Below are 12,991 nucleotides of genomic sequence, written 5' to 3' on the forward strand. Positions count from 1 at the left end.
CTACGCGTTTGTCTCCGGGCCCCCCCCGGGGGGTTTGGCTGTGGCGGCGCCCCTCCGGGTACTTAGCCGCGCGTGTACCGGCCACCCCCGGGGGGCCCGCGCCGGCGGGCGGGGGCCTCCGCGTTTTCCGCCTGGGCACCGGGGCTGTCCGTCGCTGTCAGCGGCGGACAGCTGCCGGTCAGTGCTCCAGCAGGTGCTTGAGCTTCTCCTCACTGCGGGGCATCTCCTTGCGGACCCTGGGCTTCACCACGAGGGGCACGAGACCCCTGCCCAGGCCGTGGCCCTCGAAGTCGACGGAGAGGGTGACGCGCGAGCGGGTCCCGTTGTCGAGGGGCTCGATCCTGCCGCGCACGTCCGGCCTGACCGGGCCGTCGACGCCGTGGACGTGCCAGCTCCTCGGCGGGTCCAGCTCGGTGAACTCCAGGGTCGTGGGGATCCTCCGCCTGCCGTACTGCCGGGTGACGGCGACCCTCGAACCGACGTGCACGGGCAGGTCGCCCATGGGGACGGCGGACACGGCGCTGTCCTGCCACTCCGGCAGGTGCGTGGGGTCCGTCACGTACGCGAAGACCTCTTCCGGCCTCCGGTCGATGTCGATGGTGTTGCTGATCGCTGACATGGCGACCCCTTAGCGCCCCCCTGGCCGGCCTTTCCTTCCAAATTACTCCCCGTCCGAAACGGCCGCGCGCCCCTTGCGGGCCGCCATCAGCGCGTACACGAGGACGCCCGCGAAGAGGAACAGCACGCCCTGGTAGACGGCCGCGTAGCCGGAACCGGCGACCAGCCACATGGAGAAGGCGAAGGCCACGCCGGCGAGGACGGCGTCGCGGACCAGCTGCCCGCGCCGGACCCGCTCCGACTGGCCCGACGCCAGGAAGTAGAGCTGGGCCGCGGTGGAGAGCAGGTACGGGACGGTCGCGGTGAAGGTGGTGACCAGGACCAGGATCTCGAAGACCCGCGCGGAGCCCGCGGTGTAGTTGTAGACGGTCAGGCAGGAGGCCAGGACGACCGTGACCAGCACTCCGACGACCGGGACCCCGCGCTGCTTCTTCTCGAAGACCTTGGGGAAGAGCCCGTCCTTGGCGGCCGCGTACGGGGTCTGCGCACTGAGCAGGGTCCAGCCGTTGAGCGCGCCGACCATCGAGACCACGGCCGCGCCGGCGATCAGGGTGCCTCCCCAGGTGCCGCCGAAGACGGCGTTGACGGCGTCGGTGAAGGGGGCCTGGGAGGAGACCAGCTTCTCGTGGGCGACCAGCCCGAAGACGGACAGGGTGCCGAGCAGGTACACGACGGCGGCGCCGACGGTGCCGAGGACGGTGGCCCGGCCGACGTTGCGGGCCGGGTCGCGGACCTCGCCGGCGCTGACGGCGGCGGACTCGACGCCGATGTAGCTGAAGAGCAGGATCGCGGCGGAGGCGGAGACGGCCCCGACGGTGCTCTGCCCGGCGGCCTGGAAGGGGCCGAGGTTCGCCGGGTCGAAGAAGAACAGGCCGCCCACGGCCACCAGCAGCAGCGGGACCAGCTTCAGGACGGTCGACACCACCTGGACGGCACCCACGTAGCGGGTGCCTGCCAGATTGGCGAGGGCGGGCAGCCACTGCACGGCCAGCGCCGCCAGGCACATCGACCACCGGTGCTCGCCCACGGCCGGGAAGAGCACGGCGAGGTAGCCGACGGAGGCCACGGCGAGGGCGGCGTTCGAGACCCAGGCGGTGATCCAGTAGCTGTACGCGGCGAGGAAGCCCGCGAAGTCGCCGAAGGCGGCGCGTACGTACACGTAGGGGCCGCCGGTCCGCGGGTGGCGTTCGGCGAGGCGGCCGAAGACGAGGGCGAGGGCGATCGCGCCGACGGTCAGGATGCCGAAGGCCAGCAGGCTGACGGTGCCGAAGGGGGCGACGGAGGCCGGGAGCAGGAAGATCCCGCCGCCGATGATGTTGCCCATGACCAGGCAGACGGCCACCGGCAGTCCGAAGCGGCGGGTGTGCCGGTCGCCCCGGGGGCCGGCGGCCAGGGGTGTCCGTACGACGGCCCCGGGGGCGGTGCTGTCCTCGACGGGTGGGGCTGCGGTGCTGGTCATCGGTGGTGCGCCTCTGGATGTCTCACATGGTGGGCAGGTCAGCACATGGTTGACCACGCCGGAGTGCGCGACAAATCACGGGGTTTCGTCCGGCGCGGGCACCCCTGCGGAAGGAAGGGTTCCACCCGATCCGGCCCCGGGCCGCGAATCCTCCCGGGCGGTCCTCGCGGAGCGTTCGCCGCCGGGCTCCGCGTTCTCCCGGCATTCTTGGCCCTCCCCGCCCTCCCGGCCTGCGGCCGCCGGAACCGGCTGCCCGGGCTTCTCCGCGGGCCGGCCGTCCACCGGGACCTGGGGGCCGTCGGCCTCGCGCAGCCAGCGGCGCAGCACCGCGTGCACGGCCTCCGCTCCCACCAGCTCCGGGCCCGGCTCCGACAGCCCCGTCGGCCACATCAGGAAGGGACGGGCCTGCTCCCCGCCCAGCCCGCCGTGCGAGCCGATCTGCTCCTCGAAGGCGTGCACGGCACCGGTCGCCGGGTCGTACGCCGAGTTGACCATGATGTCGGCCACGTGCGGGAAGGAGTCCGTCCGGCGCACGGCCCGCGCCGCGCCCGGGCCGAAGGGGGCGAGCAGTTCCTCCGCCTCCCCCGGTACGTCCAGCCGCGCCACCGCCCCGTCCCGGCCCAGCACCTCCCCGTCCACCAGCAGGAAGCCCACGCCGGGGTGGTTGGCCAGGGTGGGCAGCAGCGCGGGGTGCGCCCGCTCGATCCGCGCCCTCGACGCCCGCCCCGGCACGTCGGGGAAGGAGATCAGCCCGAGGTTGCCCGAGGCCAGCACCACCGGACCGCGGCCGGGTCCCGGGTGCGACTCCTCCCCCTCCTCCTCCACGGGCCGGTGCAGGGCGGCCAGCACCGCGGCCCGGGCCTCGGCCCCGCTGCGGGTGCGGCCGGCCCGGCGGGAGACGGGCAGCCCGCAGCCCGCCCGGACCAGGTCCTTCAGGCTGAGTCCGTACCGGCCGAGGAAGGTCTCCCCGGGGCTCTGGCCGTGGTCCGACAGCAGCACGATGCGGTACTCCCGCGGGGCGTGCTCGGCGACCCTGGCGATGAGAGCGAGACTCCGGTCCAGCCGGGCCAGCACCCGGTCGGCGTCCCGGCTGTGCGGGCCCGAGTGGTGCGCGACCTCGTCGTAGGCCACCAGGTCGGCGTAGACGGCGGCACGGCCCGCCAGCATGTCCCCGATCACCGCGGCGACGACCACGTCCCGCTCGACCACCGTCGCGAAGGCCCGGATCAGCGGGTAGAGCCCGCCCCGCGCCACCCGGGGCCGGTCCCCCCGGGCCCGTGAGCGCAGCGACTGGCCGATCTCGCGGCCCACCTCGGCGACGAAGGACAGCGCGGTGCGCACGGCGTTGGCCGGGTCGGAGAAGTACGCGAAGTACCCCGCGCGGGAGCGGTGGGCGCGGCCCCGCCGGGCCGCGACGGACAGCACCAGCGCCAGCTGGTCGGCGCCCCCGCCGAACAGGTTGCCCCGGCTGGCGCCGTCCAGGGACAGCAGCCCCCCGTCACGGGTGCGCGCGACCGCCCGGCGCTGGAGTTCGGCGGCGCTGGTGGGCCGGTTGCAGACCATCACCTCGCCGGTGTCCTTCTCGTACCAGCGGAAGGCCGGCACGTCGAAGTTGGAGCCGTGCAGGATGCCGAGCTGGCTGGCGCCGGTCTGGCTGGACCAGTCCGTGTGCCAGGGCATGACCCGGTGGCTGCGCTCCAGCCAGCCGGCCGCCGTGGGCATCAACCCCTCGGCCGCCGCCCGGCGCAGCGCCTCGTACCCGACGCCGTCGAGCTGGAGGAAGACCAACCCGGAGCTGCCGCCGGTGGGCGCCCCGAACCGGCGGCGGCGCCGGTCCGCGAGCCGGTACAGCCGGCGCCGGTAGGCCTCGTCGTCGCGCACCGCGAGCGCGGTGGAGGTGGCCGAGGCCACGGCGGACATCGCGGCGGCGACGACCACCGCCGTCTCGGGCGCGACCGCCGCGCCCCGGCCGGCGGGGATCAGGCTGAGGGCCATCAGCAGCAGCGAGCCGTTGAGGAAGAAGACGAGCAGCCCGAGCACGAGGGCGGGCACCAGCAGCAGGGCCCGTACCAGGACCGGCCACACCAGCGCGCTCAGCACGCCGAAGGCACCGGCGCCCCAGGCCGCGGTCAGCCCCGTCCGCGTGATGCTGCCACCGTCGGCGGACTGCAGGCGGAAGTCCGGCAGGATCCCGGCGAGCGCGAGCATGGTGAGGGTCGACGCCGCCCAGACGAGCACCACGCGTACCAGTGCCCGGCCCGCGGGCCGCCAGCGCAACCGCTCCCGCCACACGCCGCACCCGCCTCGCTCCCCGGCCCGCGCCCGGCCCGCGGTCCCCTCGCCAGCGTCGCACAGGGCGGCGGGAGCGACCGGTCGACACGGGTGGCGCACGGGAGTACGGGCGGGCGGCGGTCAGGTGCCGTCGTAGCCGGCGGTCGGCATGGACAGCCGGCGGTGCACCTCGGCCTTCATGGCGGAGGTGTAGGCCGGTTCGTCCAGCCCGGCCGTCTCCAGCCGTACGCCGCGCCGCGCGCACTCGGCGGTGAACTCCTCGACGGAGCGCAGCGCGCGGGCCAGGACCCGGTGGTTGGGGGCGACGAACAGGTCGACCTGCCCGGCGTCCACGTCGCGCCAGAGCCCGCAGTGGTCGGTCCGCAGTCCGTAGAAGAGCAGCTGGCGGGTGACCACGTACCCCTGCTCGGCGGCCCACCGCACGCACATGGCGTGCTGGCTGCGGGTGTCCACGGTGAAGGGGTCGGCGTCGAGGTCCTCGAGCGGGGCCAGGCTGGCGATAGCGGCCACGCGCAGCGCATCCATGGCGCCCGACCCTACTCCGATCCGGGCCCAGGGAGGAGGGGGCCGACGGGTTCCGCTTCCACGGGGACGCGCGGTCGGGCGGTCGGGCGGTCGGGCGGTCGGGCGGGGGAGGTCCTAGGCTCGTCCTGTCGAGGGAAGGGGGTGCGGGGTGCCGGTGGAGATCACCTGGTGGGGTCATGCCACGTGCGCGGTGCGGGACTCCGGGGTGCGGGTGCTGACCGATCCGCTGTTCGCCCGGCGGCTGGCACACCTGCGGCGGCGGCGCGGGGCGGTGCCCCCGCCGGAGGCGGCGGAGGCGGACATGGTGCTGGTGTCGCACCTGCACGCCGACCACCTGCACCTGCCGTCGCTGGCGCTGCTGGCGCCGGGCACCCGGCTGGTGGTGCCGCGCGGGGCGCGCCGGGCGGTGCCGGGGCTGGCGCGGCTGGCGGGGGCCCGGGGGCTGCTGGTGACGGAGGTGGTCCCGGGCGAGGAGGTCGGCGTCCGGGAAGGGGTACGGGTGCGGGCGGTGAGCGCCCGGCACGACGGGCGGCGGGTGCCGTTCGGGCCGCAGCGGGCGCCCGCGCTGGGGTACGTGGTCGAGGGTTCGGCGCGGACGTACTTCGCCGGGGACACCGGGCTGTTCGCCGCGATGGCCGAGGAGGTCGGTCCGGTGGACGTGGCGCTGCTGCCGGTCGGCGGCTGGGGCCCGTACCTGGGTCCGGGACACCTGGACGCGGAGCGCGCGGCGAGGGCGGTGGCGGAGCTGGCTCCGGCGGCGGCGGTACCGGTGCACTACGGGACGTACTGGCCGATCGGCATGGACGCGGTGCGGCCGTACGAGTTCCACGCGCCGGGCGGGGAGTTCGCCCGGCGGGCGGGGCTGCTCGCGCCGAAGGTGGCCGTACGGGTCCCCGCGCACGGGGAGCGGGTGCGGCTGCCGTGACGCCGTGGCGGGTGGCGGCGGACGTGGTGGGGCGGGTGCCGCCGGAGACGACCCAGCAGGCGGTCGGCTACCCGGCGTTGTTCGTGCTGGTGGCGTTGGGGGCGCTGGTGCCGGTGATCCCGACGGGGGCGCTGGTGAGTTCGGCGGCGGTGGTGGCGCTCCATCAGCGGTCGTTGTCCCTCGGCGTGTTGCTCGTCATCGTGGTGGCCGCGCTGGCCGCCTTCGCCGGCGACGTCGCGCTGTACTGGCTCGGGTCGCGCGGGGTGCGTTCGCGGGGCGGCTCGCGGTGGCTGGAGTCCCTGCGGGGGCGGACCCCGCCGGAGCGGCTGGAACGTGCGCGGCTGAAGCTGGACGAGCACGGGGTGCTGGTGCTGGTGCTGTCGCGGCTGGTACCGGCGGGCCGGATCCCGGTGATGCTGGCCTGCCTGCTGGGCGGGCTGCCGCTGCGCCGGTTCGCCCGGGGTGACGCGCCCGCCTGCCTGGCGTGGGCCGCGACGTACGGGCTGATCGGGATCCTGGGCGGCTCGCTCTTCTCCGAGCCGTGGAAGGGCGTGGTGCTGGCGGTGGCCCTGACGTTGCTGATCGGCGTGGCTCCGGGGGTGTGGCGGCGGCTGCGGCGGGGCAGGGTCGGGCCGTGAACTCCACCTCCTGGGACACCGTCCGTGCCCTCGCAGACCGCTTCGAGGTGGCCGCGGCCGCTCGCGGGGTGCATCCTCCGCAGAGCCACCTCCTCCAAGTACTGAAGATCGGCGAGGAGTTCGGCGAGGCGGCACAGGCGGTGATCGGCGCCACGGGGAGCAACCCGCGCAAGGGGTACTCGCACAGCTGGGACGACGTGCACGACGAGGTGTGCGACGTCATCATCACCGGCATGGTGGCGCTGGCCCGGATGCGGCCCGACGCGGCGGCCTACTTCGGGGACCAGCTGGCCCTGAAGGCGGCCCGCTTCCTGCCGGAGCGCGCGCCCTGAACCCGCCGGGCCCGCCCGGCGGCCGTGTTGCCGTTTCCGGGACGGTCGGATGGAATGCCCGCATGGATGCGCGCCCGGATGCCCACACGCATGCCCACACGCCGGCCCGCCCGGACGGACCGCCGTCCCACCGCGCCGTCCTCGACGAGGTCGGCCCCCGCCTCAGGCGGCTGCGGGACCGGCACGGTCTGACCCTGGCGGCGCTGTCGGAGGAGACCGGCATCTCCAAGAGCACCCTGTCCCGGCTGGAGTCGGGGCAGCGCCGGCCGAGCCTGGAACTGCTGCTGCCGCTCGCCCGTGCCTACCGGGTGGCCCTGGACGACCTGGTCGGGGCACCCCCGGTGGACGATCCCCGCGTGCGGCTGACGCCCCGCGCTATGCGGGACGGCGGTACGTCGGTGGCACTGACCCAGGGCCTGGGCCCGCTCCAGGCGTACAAGATGGTCATCCCGGACCGGGGCACCGAGCCGGACCTGCGCACGCACGAGGGCTACGAGTGGCTGTACGTCCTGAACGGCCGCCTGCGCCTGGTCCTGGCCGGGCACGACCTGGTCCTCGGCCCGGGCGAGGCCGCCGAGTGGGACACCCGGACGCCTCACTGGTTCGGCAGCGCCGACGGGCTGCCCGTGGAGATCCTCAGCCTGTTCGGCCGGCAGGGCGAGCGCATGCACGTGGTGGCGAAGCCGAAACCCAAACCGGCCCGGCAGTGAACTGAGCCGGAGATGTCGTCCTGTTCCGGCAACAATGAGCCATGGACCACCTGCTGCACCTCGACCGCACGCTCGATGCCCTGGACCCACCGCGCTGGGCGCCTCCTGCCTCCGACGCGACCCGCTTGGTCCGCAAGGTGCACGCGCTACGGCGCGTTCCGCTGGGCGAACTCCGTCCGGCGGATCTGCACACCCTCATCTCTCAGCGGGTGGCGCTGCCGTACGTTCTTCCGCTCGCGGTGCGCTCGCTGCTTGACGAGCCGATGCTCGACGCCCTTTTCTACGAGGGTGACCTGCTGCTCGCCGCGGCGGACGCCCCGATGCCGGCATGGACCCTGTTCCCGGACCTCGCCCTACGGTTGCGCACCGTAGTCATGAACCTGCCGGAAGCCGCGACGGCCGACCTGCCCCGCGGCGCCACCGAGGAGCTCGCACTCTTCGTCGCCCGGACTGGATCGCTTTGCTGACCGGATGGTCCGGACGAACGGTCCGGTGTGCTCGTCCCGGCCGGCGAGCCGGGACTTCTGTCCGAGTTCGCGAACCACCGCTCGACCAGGTCGAGGAAAATCGGGTGCGGGCCACCGGCTCCGGAATGTTTCCTCGCCTCATGAACACGACGGGACTCGTGCGTCTCCGCCCTTGGGCGGACGACGACCTTTGGCTGCTGCGGCGGCGCAATACCGCGGAGATGACGGCTCACCTCGGAGGCCCCGAGTCCGACACCGCACTCCTCGCCCGTCACCGCCGCTGGACGGCCATGAGCTCGAACGCCGCACACGAGGGGCGGGTGTTCCGGGTTGAGTCTCCGGCGGGGGGCACGGTGGGTACGGTGTCCTTCACGCCGAAGGAGTACGGGGGAGAGCCGATCTTCGAAGTGGGCTGGGGCGTCCTCCCCGAGTACCAGCGCCAAGGCTGGGCGACAGCCTCCGTCCGGGCCCTCCTTGGCCACCTGGCCGCCCTCCCCGCGGCGCACCGCCGGCCGGCGGTTCACGCCTTTCCCCGTGTGGCGAACTCGGCCTCGAACGCGGTCTGCCGGGCGGTCGGCTTCACCCTCATCGGCGAAGCGGTGCACGAGTACCCGCCGGGCCAGCAACACGCCAGCAACACCTGGCGCTTCATCCTCACGTGACGGCCCAAAACGACCTCGGTCGTCCGGTCGTGTTCAGAGGGTTCGGGAGGCGCCGATCGGGAGGTCCCAGAGGTCCTCGCGGGGCAGGCCCGCGCGGGTCCAGGCGGCGCGGGTGCGGTGGAGGGGCTCCGTGACGGGTTCCGCCGACAGGACGAAGGTGGCCCAGTGCATCGGGGCCATCCTGCGGGCCCCGAGGTCCAGGCAGGCCCGCACCGCTTCCTCCGGGTCGGCGTGCACGTCGCGCAGCCACCAGCGCGGGGCGTAGGCGCCGATCGGCAGGAGCGCGAGGTCGATGCCGGGGTGGCGGCGGCCGATCTCGCCGAACCAGTGGCCGTAGCCGGTGTCCCCCGCGAAGTAGACCGTGCGCCCGGCGGCCGTGTCGGTGAGCACCCAGCCGCCCCACAGGGTGCGGCAGGTGTCCAGCAGGGAGCGCTTGGACCAGTGGTGTGCCGGTACGAATTCGAAGCGTACGCCGCCCAGTTCGGCGTACTCCCACCAGTCGAGCTCCGTCACGCTCGTGAAGCCCCGGCGGCGGCACCACCGGGCGAGTCCGGCCGGGACGAAGAGCGCCGTGTCCCGGGGCAGCCGCCGCAGGGTGGGGGCGTCGAGGTGGTCGTAGTGGTTGTGGCTGATCACCACGGCGTCCACGGGCGGCAGTTCCTCCCACGGCACCCCGACGGGTGTCATCCGCGCCGGGGTCCCCAGGATCCGCCGGGACCAGACCGGGTCCGTGAGCACCGTCAGGCCGCCGGTCCGCAGCACCCAGCTGGCGTGCCCGGCCCAGGTCACGGACAGCGTGCCCGGCGGCGCCTCCGGCAGCGGGGCGGGCTCGTACGGCAGGTCGGGGATACCGCTCAGTCCCTCCGCGCCGGGCCGGAACGCGCCCTCGCGGGCCAGCCGGGCGAAGGCGCGCAGCCCGGGCAGCGGGGTGGTCAGCCGGTCCGCGAACGAGCGGGGCCAGAGCCGGTGTTCGCCGAGCGGGCGGGGTGCGGACGGGGCGGACGGGGGGCCGGGCGGGGCGGACAGGGATGCGGAGGGCGCGGCGGGGGCCGGCGGATGCCTGGGCGGGTGGCCCGGCAGCGCGGGGACGGCGTCGCCGGGGCCGCCGGCCGGCGGGGCGGTCGTCACGGGGGCGTCCGGCTGGTCCCTCATCGCGAAGTCTCCGTTCGGCGGCGGCCGGCTGGCGCGGGCCGCACGTCAGTCGGCCAGTCCGGCGAGCACCGACCCGAGCCGGTCGAGCGCGCCCCGGACCTGTGGCAGCGTCAGCGGATCGCGGGCGCCGAGCGCGGTGAGCCGCTCCTGCGGGGTGGCCCCCAGCAGCGGTCCGGTCGACAGCCGTACCCGCAGGGCGCCCAGTTCGTCGGCGAAGCGCTGTCCGCCGGGGGTCGGCGTCCCCAGCCGGGCGCCGAGCCAGTCCTCCAGTTCCATGGCGTCGGCCACGCCGTGCCGGGCGAGTCCCGCGCGCAGCGGGGTGAGGTCGGCGTACAGGTGCCGGCCGGCCTGCGGGGGCCGGGCGAGGGCGCCCGCGGCCAGCAGTTCCCGGTGGGCGGCGGCGGCCACCGCGCCGTGCAGGGCGGCCGCCGCGTAGGCGCGCCCGGCGACGGCGTCGGTTTCGTCGAGGGCGTGTGCGGCGGCCACCGCGACGGGGCCCGCGACCAGGGCGCCGGTGGCGGTGAGGACGTCGAGGGTGCGGGCCCTCAGCCAGGTGCCGCTCGGGGTGCCGGGGAAGCGGACCACGGCGGCGGGCCAGCCGGCCGGGAGCAGCGCTCCGGCGAGGTCCACGAGTACGGCCGCCCGGTCGGGGAGCATCTCGGCGGGGCTCAGCACGAGCGTGTCGTGCGGCCGGTGCACGGTGTCGCGCCAGCTCTCGTCGCTGACGACGAACAGGCCGGCGGCCTCGGCCGCCTCGCAGGCCTCGCGCAGCATTTCGGGCGGCGGCACGCTCGCGGTCGGGTCGTCGGCCACCGAGAGCAGCAGGACCTGCGGGTCGCCGCCCTCGGCGCGGATCCGCCGTACGGTCTCCAGCAGGGCGTACGGGTCGGGGACGCCGCCGCACTCCGCCGGGGTGGGTACGTGGTAGGCCCGCCGTCCCAGCAGCCGGACCTGCGGGGTCCACCAGGCGGGACAGGGTCTGGGCAGCAGCACGTCGCCGCCGTACGCGCCGAGGAGCGCCAGCAGCAGGGCGGGCGCGCCGGGGCCGGCGGCCACGTTCTCGGGGGCGGTGGGGAGCCCGCGCCGGGCCCAGTGGCGGCAGGCGGCCTCGCGCAGGGACTGTCCGCCGCCGGGGGGTTCCGGAGCGGGCCGGTCCGCGGCGGCGGCGAGTACGGAGGTCAGCTCGGGCAGGACCGGGAGTCCCGGTTCGGGGGCGGGCGGACCGTACCTGACGGGGCCGCGCCCCTCCGGGGCCGGGCGGTGCCAGAGCCCGGCGAGCCCTTCCGTCTTGCCCTCGGCCATCCCCGACACGTGCCCCGCCTTCCGTTCTCCGCCACCGATCGATCTGCCCTTTATACGATTATTTACACTGATACGCCCGTCAACCGTGCCGCCTTGCCCCTGACGTCCCCGCCGCCTTTCGCCGCTCAGCCCTTCCTGCCCAGGAGGGCGAGCAGCCGGGTCTGCGCGTCGGCGCCGGGCGGAACCTCCAGCGGCTCCGCGTACATCCCGCTGGCGGCGAGTCCGTCCGCGTACGGCATGACCTCCTTGATGGAGAACTCGACCAGGTCGTCGGGCAGCCGGTCGTCGGCCCCGATGGCCCGCGAGAGGTCCCAGGCGTGCACGACGCAGTCCGCCGTCAGTTCCGAGCAGTACGCCGACACGCGCGTCGGCCCGTACGAGAGCGTGACCGTCCGCTCCAGCGCGCCGGGCGCGGCGAAGGCGGCGTGCCCGGCTGCCGCGGCCCGCTCCCAGGCGGCCGGCGGGTCCTCGCCCAGCAGGTCGCCGGAGAGCTCGTCGCCGACGTCCGCCACCGTGCGCCCCTCGGTGACCAGCGGCGGGATCCAGAGCTGCTCCCCGGTGACGTGGTTGACCAGGTCCCGCACGGTCCACTCGGTGCAGGGGGTGGCCGCGCCCCACTGGGAGGCCGTGACCGCCCGTACCCGCTCGCCGAAGAGCCTCAGCGCCGCGGCATGCCATTCCAGCAACGTCTTCGGCATGGGTCTCACCGTCCTTCGCCTCGGGGTGCGCCGCCCCCGGGGCCCACTGTCCTCGCCCCTCCTCTGCCCTGCCACCGACCCGGCCAATCCCCTTGCGCCACACCGGTGGTGTCCACATGTCAAAACGCACATCTCATGGTACGGGCCGATCCCTTACGGTGATCACCACGCCCGGCGATCCGCCACGACGACGAGGAGTGAGCCATGAGCACCGCCGCCCACGGCACGCACGGAGCCCGCGAACCCCACGAGACTGCCGTCTACACCCACGGCCACCACGAGTCGGTCCTGCGTTCGCACCGCTGGCGCACCGCCGCCAACTCGGCCGCGTACCTGATCGGCGAACTGCGCCCCGGCATGCGCGTGCTGGACGTGGGCTGCGGCCCGGGCACCATCACGGCCGACCTGGCGGAGCTGGTCGCGCCGGGCGGCCACGTCACCGCCGTCGACGCGGCGGCCGGCGTACTGGACCAGGCGAGCGCCCACGCGGCGGAGCGGGGGCTGTCCGGGGCGGTCGACTTCGCCACGGCGGACGTGCACGCGCTGGACTTCCCCGACGGCTCCTTCGACGTGGTCCACGCGCACCAGGTGCTCCAGCACGTCGGCGATCCCGTGCGGGCCCTGCGCGAGATGCGCCGGGTGTGCCGGCCGGACGGGATCGTCGCGGTGCGGGACGCCGACTACGCGGCGATGACCTGGTACCCGGCGACGCCGGGCCTGGAGGAGTGGCTGGACCTGTACCGGCGCGTCGCCCGGGCCAACGGCGGCGAACCGGACGCCGGGCGCAGGCTGCTGTCCTGGGCGCGGGCGGCCGGGTTCACCGACGTACGGGCGTCGGCGACGGCCTGGTGCTACGCGACACCGGAGGAGGTCGCCTGGTGGTCCTCCCTGTGGGCGGACCGCACCACCACCTCCTCCTACGCGGCGGCCACCACGGACGGCGGCCACGCCACCCCGGAGGCCCTGGCCGCCGCCGCCGGGGCCTGGCACGCCTGGGGTGCGGCACCGGACGCGTGGTTCTCGGTCCTGCACGGCGAACTGCTGTGCCGCGCCTGACCGTCTGACCGCTTCGGCGGCCCCGCCGGCACCGGCTGCTCCGCCCGTCCCGGCGGCTCCGCCCGTCCCGACCGCCTCAGGCGCCCCGACTGGCTCAGGCGCCCCGCACGCACCGGCCGCACCGGCCGCCCAGGCCGCCCCCGCCTCCCCGCCCA

The 12,991-nt window shown here is 75.2% G+C and carries 14 protein-coding genes; 7 read left to right on the top strand and 7 right to left on the bottom strand.

Annotated features, from left to right (window positions below):
• Positions 1 to 178 precede the first annotated feature (178 nt).
• From ACFY7H_RS26550 to ACFY7H_RS26565, 4 genes are all read right to left on the bottom strand, one after another.
• Entirely contained in the window at positions 179 to 619 is a 441-nt protein-coding gene (locus ACFY7H_RS26550) for an SRPBCC family protein (RefSeq protein ID WP_388942596.1), read from the bottom strand.
• A gap of 42 nt (positions 620 to 661) precedes the next feature.
• Positions 662 to 2,077, bottom strand: coding sequence for an amino acid permease (locus tag ACFY7H_RS26555; protein ID WP_388942599.1), 1,416 nt, complete (start codon positions 2,075 to 2,077; stop codon positions 662 to 664).
• Between the two features lie 75 nt (positions 2,078 to 2,152).
• Complete coding sequence (locus tag ACFY7H_RS26560; RefSeq protein WP_388942930.1) at positions 2,153 to 4,285, bottom strand: alkaline phosphatase family protein; 2,133 nt, start codon at positions 4,283 to 4,285, stop codon at positions 2,153 to 2,155.
• Between the two features lie 204 nt (positions 4,286 to 4,489).
• Positions 4,490 to 4,894: a hypothetical protein gene (locus ACFY7H_RS26565; RefSeq protein ID WP_388942602.1), complete on the bottom strand. Its 405-nt coding sequence runs from the start codon at positions 4,892 to 4,894 to the stop codon at positions 4,490 to 4,492.
• A gap of 148 nt (positions 4,895 to 5,042) precedes the next feature.
• Here ACFY7H_RS26565 and ACFY7H_RS26570 point away from each other — a divergent pair, with 148 nt between their 5' ends.
• The 6 genes from ACFY7H_RS26570 to ACFY7H_RS26595 all read left to right on the top strand — a co-directional run bounded on the left by ACFY7H_RS26570 (position 5,043) and on the right by ACFY7H_RS26595 (position 8,628).
• Entirely contained in the window at positions 5,043 to 5,819 is a 777-nt protein-coding gene (locus tag ACFY7H_RS26570) for an MBL fold metallo-hydrolase (protein WP_388942605.1), read from the top strand.
• Positions 5,816 to 6,457 (top strand): DedA family protein, encoded by a 642-nt coding sequence (locus ACFY7H_RS26575; protein ID WP_388942608.1) that lies wholly within the window; start codon positions 5,816 to 5,818, stop codon positions 6,455 to 6,457. Before ACFY7H_RS26570 ends, ACFY7H_RS26575 begins: the two co-directional genes overlap by 4 nt.
• Entirely contained in the window at positions 6,454 to 6,789 is a 336-nt protein-coding gene (locus ACFY7H_RS26580) for a MazG-like family protein (RefSeq protein WP_388942611.1), read from the top strand. The genes ACFY7H_RS26575 and ACFY7H_RS26580 overlap by 4 nt, the downstream gene beginning before the upstream one ends.
• Positions 6,790 to 6,851: 62 nt before the next feature.
• Positions 6,852 to 7,499 (top strand): helix-turn-helix domain-containing protein, encoded by a 648-nt coding sequence (locus ACFY7H_RS26585; protein WP_388942614.1) that lies wholly within the window; start codon positions 6,852 to 6,854, stop codon positions 7,497 to 7,499.
• A gap of 41 nt (positions 7,500 to 7,540) precedes the next feature.
• Positions 7,541 to 7,966, top strand: a complete 426-nt coding sequence (locus tag ACFY7H_RS26590; RefSeq protein WP_388942616.1) for a contact-dependent growth inhibition system immunity protein — start codon at positions 7,541 to 7,543, stop codon at positions 7,964 to 7,966.
• Positions 7,967 to 8,106: 140 nt separating this feature from the next.
• Entirely contained in the window at positions 8,107 to 8,628 is a 522-nt protein-coding gene (locus ACFY7H_RS26595; RefSeq protein ID WP_388942621.1) for a GNAT family N-acetyltransferase, read from the top strand.
• Positions 8,629 to 8,661: 33 nt separating this feature from the next.
• Here the strand turns inward: ACFY7H_RS26595 and ACFY7H_RS26600 are convergent, their stop codons facing one another.
• The 3 genes from ACFY7H_RS26600 to ACFY7H_RS26610 all read right to left on the bottom strand — a co-directional run bounded on the left by ACFY7H_RS26600 (position 8,662) and on the right by ACFY7H_RS26610 (position 11,780).
• Entirely contained in the window at positions 8,662 to 9,780 is a 1,119-nt protein-coding gene (locus tag ACFY7H_RS26600; protein WP_388942623.1) for an MBL fold metallo-hydrolase, read from the bottom strand.
• A 45-nt stretch (positions 9,781 to 9,825) separates the two neighbouring features.
• Entirely contained in the window at positions 9,826 to 11,082 is a 1,257-nt protein-coding gene (locus tag ACFY7H_RS26605; RefSeq protein ID WP_388942933.1) for an aminotransferase class I/II-fold pyridoxal phosphate-dependent enzyme, read from the bottom strand.
• A gap of 125 nt (positions 11,083 to 11,207) precedes the next feature.
• The gene (locus ACFY7H_RS26610) at positions 11,208 to 11,780 is read right to left on the bottom strand and encodes a TIGR03086 family metal-binding protein (protein ID WP_388942626.1); all 573 of its coding nucleotides are present in this window, start codon (positions 11,778 to 11,780) and stop codon (positions 11,208 to 11,210) included.
• A 204-nt stretch (positions 11,781 to 11,984) separates the two neighbouring features.
• Between ACFY7H_RS26610 and ACFY7H_RS26615 the strand changes: the two genes are divergently transcribed.
• Positions 11,985 to 12,836 (top strand): methyltransferase domain-containing protein, encoded by an 852-nt coding sequence (locus tag ACFY7H_RS26615; RefSeq protein WP_388942629.1) that lies wholly within the window; start codon positions 11,985 to 11,987, stop codon positions 12,834 to 12,836.
• Positions 12,837 to 12,991: the final 155 nt, after the last annotated feature.

Origin of the sequence: Streptomyces sp. NPDC012794 (assembly GCF_042901085.1) — a bacterium.
Lineage (GTDB): Bacteria > Actinomycetota > Actinomycetes > Streptomycetales > Streptomycetaceae > Streptomyces.

Coding starts and splice junctions, on each gene's coding strand:
- ACFY7H_RS26550 (WP_388942596.1), bottom strand. CDS start 619: ATGTCAGCGATCAGCAACACCATCGACATCGACCGGAGGCCGGAAGAG.
- ACFY7H_RS26555 (WP_388942599.1), bottom strand. CDS start 2,077: ATGACCAGCACCGCAGCCCCACCCGTCGAGGACAGCACCGCCCCCGGG.
- ACFY7H_RS26560 (WP_388942930.1), bottom strand. CDS start 4,285: ATGCTCGCGCTCGCCGGGATCCTGCCGGACTTCCGCCTGCAGTCCGCC.
- ACFY7H_RS26565 (WP_388942602.1), bottom strand. CDS start 4,894: ATGGATGCGCTGCGCGTGGCCGCTATCGCCAGCCTGGCCCCGCTCGAG.
- ACFY7H_RS26585 (WP_388942614.1), top strand. CDS start 6,852: ATGGATGCGCGCCCGGATGCCCACACGCATGCCCACACGCCGGCCCGC.
- ACFY7H_RS26590 (WP_388942616.1), top strand. CDS start 7,541: ATGGACCACCTGCTGCACCTCGACCGCACGCTCGATGCCCTGGACCCA.
- ACFY7H_RS26595 (WP_388942621.1), top strand. CDS start 8,107: ATGAACACGACGGGACTCGTGCGTCTCCGCCCTTGGGCGGACGACGAC.
- ACFY7H_RS26600 (WP_388942623.1), bottom strand. CDS start 9,780: ATGAGGGACCAGCCGGACGCCCCCGTGACGACCGCCCCGCCGGCCGGC.
- ACFY7H_RS26605 (WP_388942933.1), bottom strand. CDS start 11,082: ATGGCCGAGGGCAAGACGGAAGGGCTCGCCGGGCTCTGGCACCGCCCG.
- ACFY7H_RS26610 (WP_388942626.1), bottom strand. CDS start 11,780: ATGCCGAAGACGTTGCTGGAATGGCATGCCGCGGCGCTGAGGCTCTTC.
- ACFY7H_RS26615 (WP_388942629.1), top strand. CDS start 11,985: ATGAGCACCGCCGCCCACGGCACGCACGGAGCCCGCGAACCCCACGAG.